The sequence below is a fragment of the Paenibacillus cucumis (ex Kampfer et al. 2016) genome (genome assembly GCF_019748695.1).
Taxonomy (GTDB): domain Bacteria; phylum Bacillota; class Bacilli; order Paenibacillales; family Paenibacillaceae; genus Paenibacillus; species Paenibacillus polysaccharolyticus.
On sequence record NZ_JACLIC010000025.1, the window covers coordinates 247,989 to 259,815 of the forward strand.

The window sequence follows — 11,827 nt, forward strand, 5'->3', positions numbered from 1 at the left end:
ACCTCATCCTCATTAGTGGAAGAAACAACATGTATTACGATGTGCAAGCAGAAATTCTTTACTTATTGGAAATAGGAAGGATATGTACTCCGCAGAACAGCCAGATCCGTGACTGTCAGATACAGATGTTCCTGCATCAGACGTTCTGCTTTCTCTGCATCATGCTGCTGAATCGCCTGAACCATGGATCGGTGCTGCTCGATTAAGTGATCCCAATGATGATCGGAAGACAGACGGAGCATCCGGCTGCGATTCAAATGCACATTCATCTGCTGAATCACCGTCCAGGTGTTGCTTTTGTTACAGCCAGCAAAAAGACTGCTATGGAACTCCTCATCCAGTTGAAACATGTGTTCATCATCCGGTTCGCTCAGGCATTGCTGCTGCTCTGCAAGATTTTGTTCAAGGGCCAACATCTGCTCTTCTGGAAATTGTGCACAAGCTAGACGGATGACAGCTCGCTCCAGCTGCTCGCGCATAAATCGGGCTTCTTCGACGAGATCCAGTTGAATCAGAGAGACATACGTTCCACGCTGGGGATACACTTCCAGCAGACCTTCCTGAGCGAGTCGGACAAAACTTTCGCGCACAGGAGTCCGGCTAACCTGAAAGTCCAGGGCGATTTCTTTCTCCGAAATGGCCGTACCTGGAGGTAACTGCAGACTCAAAATCTGTTGTTTCAGCGTGTCATAGACCAAATCTCGCGTCGAGTAAGATTGCTTGTTCAACGCCGAGAGGTGGCCTGACAAGGGCGATAAACCGGCTTTGGATGATAATCTGGGGGTATGTTCCACAACTTCAACTCCTTCATTGCCATACTACCATACAAGTATGGTAGAGTGGAAGCGTTTTATTTATAACGGATTGGTTTCTTTGAGCTATTTTGCTTGAGATTTTTGAGATAAGGAGGTACAATTCATCACATAGGTTTAAATGTTTAAACAAATAGAAATAAAAGCTATGAAGTTCGTAGAAGGATAGCGATCATATAGAACGCAGAATGATAATCGAGGTGTAAATATGGGTCAGAAGGCCATAACCATTTTCCAAACATGTATCCCGCTGTTTCAAGTTCTGAGTGACAACCATCGCCAATCGATTTTGCTCATGCTGAGTGAAAAAGGCCATATGACAGTGAATGAGATTACGGAACATTCCAGCCTGTCCCGTCCAGCGATATCCCACCATTTGAAGTTGCTGCTGGAGAAAGGGCTCATTTCCGTGGAACAGAAGGGAACGCAGCGTTATTATTCAGCTTCGCTGCACGCTTCCGTCGATCTGCTTAAACAGCTTGTAGCTGCGCTTGAAGAGGAATGCCTATAAATAAGTAGCTGATTCAGCGCTCGATTAATCTACAGTCGGATTGCACAACAACAAGAAAAGGCTTAACATGCTACGGCATGTAACGTATAGGTTCGTCAGTTTAAACCTTTCATCAATAATCAACGAAGGAGAGTGAGCATTATGACTACGTTTCAAGAATTAACACACGAAGATGTACACGTCATTCTGGAGAAACAACGTACATTTTTCCGTTCCGGTGCCACGAGACCAGCGGAAGTTCGAATAGAGCGTTTAAGACGTTTAAAACAGGCCATTCAGAAACATGAATCCGGATTGACCGAGGCACTCTATCAAGACTTGGGGAAAAGTGAATTTGAGTCGTATACGACAGAGATTGGATTTATGCTCGACAGCATTACACACACGATGCGTAAAATCAAAAAGTGGGTGAAGCCTGTTAAGGTTAGGACACAAGTGGCTCTCCTTGGCTCCAAAAGTTTTATCCTTCCTGAACCGTATGGTGCGGTGCTCATTATTGGGCCGTTCAATTATCCTTTTCAGCTCCTTATCGAACCTCTGGTTGGTGCGATTGCCGCGGGCAACACGGCGGTGCTCAAAGCTTCTGAGAACACGCCGGCTGTATCAGCTGTTATTAAGGAATTGATCGCTGAAGTATTTGAGCCGGAATATGTGCAAGTGGTCGAAGGAGCCAAAGACACAACAACAGCGCTTATCCATGCGTCGTTCGACTATATCTTTTTTACAGGCAGTGTACCCGTTGGTAAAATCGTGATGGAGGCCGCAGCGAAAAACCTTGTTCCCGTCACGCTCGAACTAGGCGGGAAAAGCCCTGTTATCGTGGATGAGAAGGCAGACATTCAAGTAGCAGCCGAGCGGATTATTTGGGGCAAATTGCTCAACACGGGACAGACCTGTATCGCCCCGGATTACCTGCTCGTACATGAGCGTGTAAAACAGCCTTTAATTGATGCGATGAAAGCTGCGATTGTAAACTTCTTTGGAACGGACATTCAGCGCAACAAGGACTATGGGCGCATCGTGAACAAGTCACACTTTAAACGTTTGACTGCTCTGATTGAACGAGATCGGGATCAAGTTATCTATGGAGGGACTTCCGATGAAGAGGATCGCTTTATTGAACCGACCTTAATTGACGCGGAATCGTGGAATGCAGCTACGATGGAAGACGAGATTTTTGGGCCGATTTTGCCAATTATCAGTTATAGTCATTTAGATGAAGCTATTAGTAATATTGTTAAACGCCCAAAGCCGTTAGCCTTGTACCTGTTCACATCCGATTCAGCTGTTCAGGATAAAGTGTTAAACGAGGTTTCTTTTGGCGGAGGATGCATTAACGATACGATTACACATGTGGCCAATCCACGGCTACCGTTTGGAGGAGTAGGTCATTCTGGTATTGGCTCCTACCATGGAGGGTACAGCTTCGAGACCTTTTCACATATGAAAAGTGTTTTGAAAAAGAGTACCAAGCTTAATCCGCATATGCTGTACCCGCCTTACAATAACAAATTGAATCTGATCAAACGTTTGCTGAAATAACGATATGTAACATAACCATCAGATAAAACAGCCTGCTGCTGGACATTACTCCAGAGCAGGCTGTTCCTGTCTATATTGTGAAGGGGACTTCCCCGACCACCGTTTGAATTGACGGCTAAAATGGGCGATATCCTTATATCCAAGCATCACTGCGATATTTTGTACAGAGAGCTGCGGATTACCTAGTAAAACTTTGGCCTCGTGCAGCACCATTTGGGATAGAACGGTACGGGGGGACTGCCCGAATATTTGTTTGAACACACGATTGCAATGCGAAGTACTGATGCCGAGTTCTGCGGCGATATCATCGATCCCATAGTGGCTGTCGGATTCATCGCCTTGTTTGAATTGCTGGCTCATTAGTCCTTGGAGCCGAGTACGAATCTGATGCGCCAGTTCAATCCGTTCGTACCCACCCGCAAACGTCTGGACTGCTTCCTGAGACACAGTCTCCCAGAGGTGACCAAACAGCTCAAATACCGCGGATTGCAGTTGCATGCGCTGTACCATAGCACTGGGGGATTGATCGTGGGCAGAGGACATGAGCTTGTGCAGCACAGGTTCAATCTGCTGGGTAACCGGGCTGTCTGCTCCGAATAATACTTGCTTGATTCGTGCCAGAAGAGAGAGAAACAGCTGATCATCAATATCAAAATGCATACAGAAGTAGGTGAAGCCTTGTCCGCTTCGGCTCTGGCTGGAATGAATGCTTCCCGGAGGGATCAGCAGGAGCTCGCCAGCGTTTTGTACATATAAATTACCGTTTATGGTCATATACTGCACACCCTCTGTTACATAATTGAGCTCATATTGAGGATGCTCGTGCGCCGGATAGTCCCAATCGGGTCCGACACTGCGCAGATGAATGGCGAACAAGTTAACGGTGGTTTGCACATCTGGGAAAAACACTTCATGCACACTTTCTCCCAGATCGGGAGGTAAATACGTGGAAGACATTTGAATTCCTCCTTATGTTGGGTCATGTTACACTAGGTTATGTACATATTTAAAACGAATTTATTAAAATTTTAAAAGTGTAACCGCTTTATATTTTATCATATTTCAGCTTGATTTGGGTAAATATCCGATTGATTTGTTCATGGTCTGGACGGACACTGCGTGATAGGATGGGGCTAATGAAAACGCATGCATATCTTATTCCGAGAGAGGTTATGAAGAATGAGTACATCCAATTCTATTTTTTACAATGCTCATCACGCACCAATCGGTGCATTTGCCAGTTTCACGCTAGGTTACAAAGGGGCTAAAGGTGGGCTGGGGCTTGAACTTGGGAAGCCGGCTGACCAAAACGTATATATAGGATTACAAGCTTGTGATGGAGAGCATTATCAGGCATTGCCTTTTTATGAAGCGAGTGAAGATGAGAGCAGCCGTTATGATGTGGAGAAGCTGGACAGTGGAAGTCAGTCTGACGGTGCGGGGGCAAAACCGTTGATCTCTGCGTTTCGGGATGAAGACATTACTCGGGAGTTCACTTCGGGGACAGATACATGGAATGCAGGAGATCTTGAATTCCGTATTTATTCGCCTGTACGTCCCGTTCCGCATCCGAAGAGTGCAGATCGTGAAGCGCTGATGGATGCACTCGTACCCGCAGTGTTGGTCGAGATGACCATTGACAACAGCCAAGGCGAGAAAACCCGTAAAGGGTACTTCGGTTATCAAGGTAGTGATCCGTATTCTGCGATGCGTTTAATTGGTGGACCAGAGGGAGGACCATTGACAGGGGTTGGACAAGGGCGTCTGACAGCTATTGTGTCGAAAAATGAAGGTCTGTGGCCTGCACGCGGATTTACGCTGGAGAAAATTTTAGAGGAAAAACATCGTGACAATCTGGCATTTGGCTTAGGATCTACCTCCGTATTGCTGATGGAAGTTCCGGCAGGCCAGAAACGCACGTTCCAATTCGCGGTATGTTTCTATCGGGGAGGAATTGTAACTACCGGTATGGACACCACATATTGGTACACACGTTACTTTGCTGACATTCTGCAAGCAGGTGAGTATGCACTCGATCGTTTTGATGCATTGACTGCATCCTGTGCCGAAGTAGATCGGCGACTTGGAACGGCAGCGCTTAGCGAAGATCAGTCCTATATGCTTGCCCATTCCATCCACAGCTACTATGCGAGCACCCAACTGCTCGATGCAGATGGCGAGCCGCTCTGGATTGTGAATGAAGGCGAATATCGGATGATGAATACGCTGGATCTGACCGCAGATCAGCTGTACTTCGAGCTTGCTCTTAATCCATGGACTGTTCGTAATGAGCTGGAGTGGTTTGTGAAGCGTTATAGTTATACGGATCAGGTTCGCTTCCCTGGAGAAGAGACACTTCATCCGGGCGGCATTACGTTTACACATGATATCGGAATCGCCAATGTATTTTCCCGTCCGGGTCATTCGGCGTATGAACTCGTTGGCATCGATGATTGTTTCTCACAGATGAGCCATGAAGAGCTTGTCAACTGGCTTTGCTGCGCAACGGTATATATTGAGCAGACGCAAGATCGGGAGTTTGTGACTGAGATGTTGCCGGTTATTCAGGAATGCTTCCAAAGTATGCTTAACCGTGACCATCCAGAAGAAGATCAACGTAATGGCTTAATGGGACTGGATAGCAGCCGTACACAAGGAGGGGCAGAGATTACCACGTACGACAGTTTGGACGTATCCCTTGGACAATCGCGGAACAATATCTATCTTGCGGGTAAATGCTGGGCTGTCTATGTTGCACTCGAAAAGTTGTTTGCAGCCGAGAAGCTCGCAGAGCTGTCTCATCAGGCAGGAAAACAAGCAGATCGCTGCGCGGCAAGCGTCGCTGCTCAATTGACTGATGGAGGTTACATCCCGGCGGTTATTGCGGAAAATAACGATTCGCGTATCATTCCGGCGATTGAAGGTCTGGTATTCCCGTATTTTACAGGTTGTGAAGCGGCACTCGATGTTAACGGCCGGTTCGGACCCTATATCAAGGCACTACACACGCATCTAAAAACGGTGCTAGTTCCAGGAATATGCCTGTTTGAAGATGGTGGCTGGAAGCTATCTTCGACAAGCAACAACTCCTGGTTGAGCAAAATCTATTTGTCCCAATTTATCACACGTGAGATTCTGGGTGTGGAGTGGGATGAGACTGGGAAAGCAGCGGATGCAACTCATGTGAAATGGTTGCTTCATCCGAAGGAATCCTACTGGTGCTGGAGTGACCAGATCTTATCCGGTGTTGCTGTCGGCAGCAAATATTATCCACGTGGCGTAACTTCTATACTGTGGTTGCTTGAAGGCAAAAATAATCGTCTTGCACAGATCTATGCAAGCAAGGAGGCTGTACAATGAGTCAAACTACCGTACAATCTGGACTGTCCGGCCCGCAATATGAAGCATGGCTAGGTTATCATGTTGCACTACCAGAAGCGAAAGGGTCTACGAGAACGAGAACGGCAGCTCCTCTCTGGAGCCGGCATATTGATGTACAGGAACAGCATCTGGTCATCGACACCGCTCTTACCGAGCTCAAGCAAGGGCTCGGTAAGTTATACGGTGAACAGCCCGTCATTCGCCATTCTCAGACCCAAAGCACGGATTCAGACGAACAACGTAAACCTTCAATCCGAGTGGGCACCTGGGCAGGGAACAATCAGGTGACAAGTGCGTTTACGGAGGCGGAACGTGCTGCTGTACAGGGTGAGGGTTTTATCATTCGTGAACATGAGTCTCTTCAGGAGCTGGTTATTGGTTCAGAGACGCCGCAAGGTGTTTTATATGCTGTTTTTCATTTGTTGCGTGAACTGACATTAAAGCAAGGTAAGTCAGAAGAGGCCGGTTCGGCTCTTGACGGGGTGAAGCCCTTATTTATTACAGAGCAACCCGTGAATCAACTGCGCATGATTAATCAGTGGGATAATGTGGACGGCAGTATTGAGCGGGGATATGCCGGACGTTCTATTTTTTACGAAAACGGTGAGTTCACGCAGGATTTAGGGCGGATTCGAGACTATGCCCGATTACTGGCTTCAACCGGAATCAATGCGATATCGATTAATAACGTGAATGTGCATAAACAAGAGAGTCTGTTTCTGACAGAGCGATACCTTGGTGATGTTGCGAAGGTAGCGGCTGAATTCAGAGCGTATGGTATTCGCTTGTTTCTTTGTGCCAATTACGCCAGTCCAATCGAAGTTGGTGGCTTGCAGACAGCTGATCCACTGGATGATCAGGTACGTGAGTGGTGGAAGATTCAAACGGCGAAGGTGTACGCTGCGATTCCGGATTTTGGCGGATATGTGATCAAAGCGGATTCTGAAAATCGTCCGGGGCCTTTCACATACAATCGTGACCATGCAGACGGTGCAAACATGCTTGCAGAAGCCCTTCGTCCCTTTGGCGGACTTGTCATCTGGCGGTGCTTCGTATACGACTGCAAGCAGGACTGGCGGGATCGTACTACAGATCGGGCTCGCGCGGCTTATGACCACTTTAAACCGCTAGACGGACGGTTTGCAGACAATGTCATTTTGCAGATTAAAAATGGACCTATGGATTTTCAGGTTAGAGAAGCAGTATCCCCTTTATTTGGGGCGATGGAGAATACGAATCAAGTGATAGAGTTCCAGATTACGCAAGAATACACAGGACAACAGCGTCATCTGGCTTATCTTGTGCCACAGTGGAAGGAAATTCTGGATTTTGACACGTATGCTAAGGGCAAAGGCTCAGAGATCAAGCGCATTGCAGACGGTTCGCTCTATCAGCGCCAGTACAGTGGATTTGCGGCTGTATCCAATATCGGCGCGGATGCAAGTTGGACAGGCCATCCGCTGGCTCAAGCGAATTTGTACGGATATGGCAGACTGGGGTGGAATCCTGAGCTCTCGGCGGAAGCCATCGCAGATGAATGGGTGAGATTAACGTTTGGACATGATGAGCAAGTGGTAGAACGGGTTACGGGTATGTTGCTGTCTTCACTTGACATCTATGAAAATTATACCGCACCTCTCGGTGTAGGCTGGATGGTAAACCCGGATCATCATTACGGACCTAATGTGGATGGTTACGAGTATTCCAAATGGGGAACGTATCACTTTGCCGATTGTCATGGAATTGGGGTTGATCGGACGGTGATGAGTGGTACAGGTTATACTTCCCAATATCATGCGGAAAATGCAGCAAGATATGAATCACTGGAGACTTGTCCCGATGAGTTAATTCTCTTTTTCCATCATGTCCCGTACACGCATGTGTTACATTCCGGTAAAACGGTTATCCAGCACATCTACGATACTCATTTCGAAGGTGCTGCGCAGGCTGAGGCATTACTCGAAACATGGAGAGAGCTGGAAGGTAAAGTGGATCCAGTCATCTTTAACAAGGTAGCTGCGCTGCAGGAGGAACAGGCAGATCACGCGAAGGAATGGCGCGATATGATTAACACGTATTTTTATCGCAAGAGCGGTATTCAGGATGAGCAAGCTCGAAAAATCTACTAATAATCATGCATGAAATAAACATGTACGAAAGTACGCAATGTTTTCTTTGAAACGAGAGACAGCACTGACATGCATAAGGAGGAGAATGCGTATGAGTGAACACGAACTGCCCGTAACGATGAAGGCTGCCGTCATGACAAAGCCTGGACATATTATCATTGAGGATCAACCTGTTCCCAGACCTTCATCCAATGAAGTGCTCATTAAGGTTATGGCCGTAGGCGTTTGTGGATCTGATGTACACTATTTTGAGCATGGTCGCATTGGCAGATTTGTTGTGGAGAAACCGATTATTCTTGGCCATGAATGTGCGGGGATTATCGTAGCGGTTGGTGCAGACGTTGCCCGAGTGAAGGTGGGGGATCGAGTTGCCATTGAACCTGGAGTGACGTGCGGACGCTGTACAGCTTGTAAGGAAGGACGTTACAATCTATGTCCTGAAGTTCAATTCCTGGCAACCCCTCCTGTCGATGGAGCATTTGTACAGTACATGGTCATACGAGAGGATATGGTATTTCCAATCCCGAATCACCTAACCTTTGAGGAAGCAGCCATGAATGAACCGTTTTCCGTTGGTATTCATGCGGCTCGCAGGAGTAAACTGGCTCCAGGAACGACACTGGCTATTATGGGCATGGGCCCCGTCGGACTGATGGCTGTTGCGGCAGCGAAATCCTTCGGAGTAGAGACCATAATTGTCACGGATCTAGAGGAAGTCCGGCTTGAGGCCGCACGCCGGATGGGAGCAACGCACACCATCAATGTGCGTCATGAGGATGCGCTTGCTGTGATTCGGGAAATTACCGAGGGCATCGGAGTGGATACAGCCTGGGAGACGGCAGGTAATCCCAAAGCACTGCAGTCGGCGCTATATTCTCTTCGCAGAGGTGGTAAGCTGGCCATTGTTGGATTGCCCGCCCAGGATGAGATTGCAATCAATGTACCGTTTATTGCCGACAATGAAGTCGATATCTATGGCATATTCCGTTATGCCAATACGTATCCTGCGGGGGTAGCCTTTTTAAGTTCGGGACAGCATGATGTGATGTCTTTGATCACCGATCGATATCCCCTTGAAGAGACACAACAGGCAATGGAGAGGGCGCTGCATAACAAAAGCGGTAGTCTTAAAGTGATGGTTTACCCGAACGGTATGTAATAAGAAAAGAGTGTGGGTTCTGTACACATATGTGTACAGGACCTTTTTTTAATTGTAACGGGAGTAGTCGTAATTTTTTTGTTTTTTCCGCATGAAAGGCATGGACAACCTGCCAGCACATGGTATAATTCATGTTGATTTTAATATATAAATGAAAACACATGATTACAGTTACTCATATTTTGGCGAAAGGAATTGAAAGTTGTGAGAACACATGAATTTATGATTCACGCGGATTTTCATCGGGATGAGTTACTGTCGGTATCCTCTCAAGCGTCACGTTTTGCTTCGGACATATCATTGTCTTATACGGAGGCTGATCATGAACATCGTGTAGATGTAAAGAGCCTGCTAGGCATGGCATTACTTCCGCTTCGAAACGGCAGTATGGTTCGATTACAGACGAGAGGAAGGGATGAACTCGAGGCGCTCGAGTACATATTGCATGTACTGGAAAAAGGCCCGGCGTAATGATGGATTTAGATACCCACTCGCATGGATTATAATTTTTTTGTCTTTTCGTCAATTCTTGCTGGTACTTCGTGCAAAAAAAGAGTATAATAAAATTTAGTTTGATTCTAGGAAGTACCCATATTAAAGGAGTGTAAATAGATTATGCCAAAAGTTGACATCCATCCTAAAACACAGCTCGTTATTTTCTACGATGCAAGTGCTGACTTCAAATTCCTGGCTTCTTCCACGAAGTTCTCGAATGAAACAATGGAATGGGAAGACGGTAACACTTACCCTGTTATCCGTGTAGATACTAGCTCTGCATCCCACCCGTTCTTCACTGGTAAACAAAGAAACGTGGATATCGGTGGACGTGTTGACAAGTTCAACCGCAAATACAACCTCAAAAACTAGTTCTCTTATAGATGAGGAGCAACCCTTGGAATGTTATTCCGGGGGTTTTTGTTTTTGGTTGTGTTTTCTTAGTTTCTTGTATGAAAGCTCATTGGTTCAATTCAACCAAATATTGCGCTTTCAGTGCATTCAGTTGTAAACTAGAGTACAGAGTCTGAACATAGTGGAGGAGGAAACAGAGATGAGCAGAATTACACATATGGTGACATTTACACTTTATGCAGGTAAAGATACAGCGGAGTCCGAAGTTTTTTTGAACGAAAGTAAGGAAGCGCTTGCGGAAATTCCAGGTGTTGAACATTTTCAAGTCCTACGCCAAGTGAGTGCAAAAAATGAGTTTGATTACGGGTTTTCTATGGAGTTTGCAGATCAGGCTGCTTATGACGCTTATAATGACCATCCCGTACACCGACAGTATGTTGCAGAGCGCTGGGAGAAGGAAGTCAGCCGTTTTCAGGAAATTGATTTTATGAAACACAATGAGTGAATAGAGATCTAAAAGTAACGTTGAAAATGGACTGAGGATCAAGAAAAACCTCCAAAGGAAAGTCTTGATATCCGAAAATGCAGGCGTCACGAGTATTCCAAAATTCACTTTTCGAAATCGTTTTAGAGTAGAACGGATAAGGAGGTGACCCAGGTCATGAAATTGGATTTAACGGGCAAAACGGCATTAGTTACGGGGGCTACGGGGCAATTGGGAAGAGTGATTGCTCGTACACTCGCAACTTGTGGCGCGAATCTGGCACTGCACTACATAAACAACGAAATGAAGGCCAAAGAACTGAAGGACGAGATCGAAGCACTGGGTTGTCAGGCCGTTATCGTACAAGGTGACATGACTAAACAGGCTACCGCATTTTGGATACGAGATGCCATCCAAAATACGCTGGGTAATGTGGATATCGTCGTTGCGAATGCAGTCATTCAATACGAATGGACTTCCGTTCTGGAGCAAGCACCAGAGGATTACTTGAGCCAGTTCGAATCATGTGTCATGCAGAGTGTATATCTTGCCAAAGCTTTCATTCCCCAAATGCAGGAAATGAGGTCCGGTCGCTTCATTGGGATTAATACTGAATGCGCGATGCAAAATTTTGCCCATCAATCAGCCTACACCGCTGGAAAACGCGGAATGGACGGTGTATATCGTGTGTTAGCGAAGGAAGTTGGCGAATATCAGATTACAGTTAACCAAGTAGCTCCGGGGTGGACAATTAGTGAACGCGATCGAACAAACGAACCAGGACATGATGAGGCTTATACTCGATCTGTACCATTGAGACGCAGAGGAGAAGACCAGGAGATTGCAAACGTCGTTGCTTTCCTGGCATCTGATTTGTCTTCTTTTATCACTGGAGCGTATATCCCTGTAAGCGGTGGAAATGTTATGCCAGCTATTTGATTAATTATGCTCTCAGGAGTA

11 protein-coding genes are annotated in these 11,827 nt (G+C 46.4%); 9 read left to right on the top strand and 2 right to left on the bottom strand.

Annotation, left to right across the window (positions count from 1 at the left end; all coding sequences use genetic code 11):
* Positions 1–62: 62 nt before the first annotated feature.
* Positions 63–749: a GntR family transcriptional regulator gene (locus H7T88_RS17395; protein WP_423246144.1), complete on the bottom strand. Its 687-nt coding sequence runs from the start codon at positions 747–749 to the stop codon at positions 63–65.
* Positions 750–1,020: 271 nt separating this feature from the next.
* Between H7T88_RS17395 and H7T88_RS17400 the strand changes: the two genes are divergently transcribed.
* Together H7T88_RS17400 and H7T88_RS17405 are read left to right on the top strand one after the other, a co-directional pair.
* Entirely contained in the window at positions 1,021–1,323 is a 303-nt protein-coding gene (locus H7T88_RS17400; RefSeq protein WP_090916431.1) for an ArsR/SmtB family transcription factor, read from the top strand.
* Between the two features lie 141 nt (positions 1,324–1,464).
* Complete coding sequence (locus H7T88_RS17405; RefSeq protein ID WP_221789516.1) at positions 1,465–2,865, top strand: aldehyde dehydrogenase; 1,401 nt, start codon at positions 1,465–1,467, stop codon at positions 2,863–2,865.
* 45 nt (positions 2,866–2,910) lie between these two features.
* Here H7T88_RS17405 and H7T88_RS17410 read toward each other — a convergent pair whose 3' ends face one another.
* Positions 2,911–3,822, bottom strand: a complete 912-nt coding sequence (locus H7T88_RS17410; RefSeq protein ID WP_221789519.1) for a helix-turn-helix domain-containing protein — start codon at positions 3,820–3,822, stop codon at positions 2,911–2,913.
* Positions 3,823–4,044: 222 nt separating this feature from the next.
* Between H7T88_RS17410 and H7T88_RS17415 the strand changes: the two genes are divergently transcribed.
* The 7 genes from H7T88_RS17415 to H7T88_RS17445 all read left to right on the top strand — a co-directional run bounded on the left by H7T88_RS17415 (position 4,045) and on the right by H7T88_RS17445 (position 11,806).
* A complete protein-coding gene (locus H7T88_RS17415) occupies positions 4,045–6,225 on the top strand; it encodes a glycoside hydrolase family 52 protein (RefSeq protein ID WP_221789520.1) in 2,181 nt (726 codons plus the stop codon).
* Positions 6,222–8,375 carry an alpha-glucuronidase family glycosyl hydrolase gene (locus H7T88_RS17420; protein ID WP_221789522.1) on the top strand — a complete coding sequence of 718 codons (2,154 nt, stop codon included), beginning with the start codon at positions 6,222–6,224 and terminating at the stop codon, positions 8,373–8,375. Before H7T88_RS17415 ends, H7T88_RS17420 begins: the two co-directional genes overlap by 4 nt.
* 85 nt (positions 8,376–8,460) lie before the next feature.
* Positions 8,461–9,534 (top strand): sorbitol/xylitol/iditol dehydrogenase GutB, encoded by a 1,074-nt coding sequence (gene gutB / locus H7T88_RS17425; protein ID WP_260510971.1) that lies wholly within the window; start codon positions 8,461–8,463, stop codon positions 9,532–9,534.
* A gap of 204 nt (positions 9,535–9,738) precedes the next feature.
* On the top strand, positions 9,739–10,005 hold the full coding sequence (locus H7T88_RS17430; RefSeq protein WP_244159217.1) for an HPr family phosphocarrier protein: 267 nt from the start codon (positions 9,739–9,741) through the stop codon (positions 10,003–10,005).
* Between the two features lie 144 nt (positions 10,006–10,149).
* Entirely contained in the window at positions 10,150–10,401 is a 252-nt protein-coding gene (locus tag H7T88_RS17435; RefSeq protein WP_090916418.1) for a type B 50S ribosomal protein L31, read from the top strand.
* 181 nt (positions 10,402–10,582) lie between these two features.
* Positions 10,583–10,888, top strand: coding sequence for a Dabb family protein (locus tag H7T88_RS17440; protein ID WP_154959271.1), 306 nt, complete (start codon positions 10,583–10,585; stop codon positions 10,886–10,888).
* Between the two features lie 156 nt (positions 10,889–11,044).
* Positions 11,045–11,806, top strand: a complete 762-nt coding sequence (locus H7T88_RS17445) for an SDR family NAD(P)-dependent oxidoreductase (protein WP_221789527.1) — start codon at positions 11,045–11,047, stop codon at positions 11,804–11,806.
* Positions 11,807–11,827: the final 21 nt, after the last annotated feature.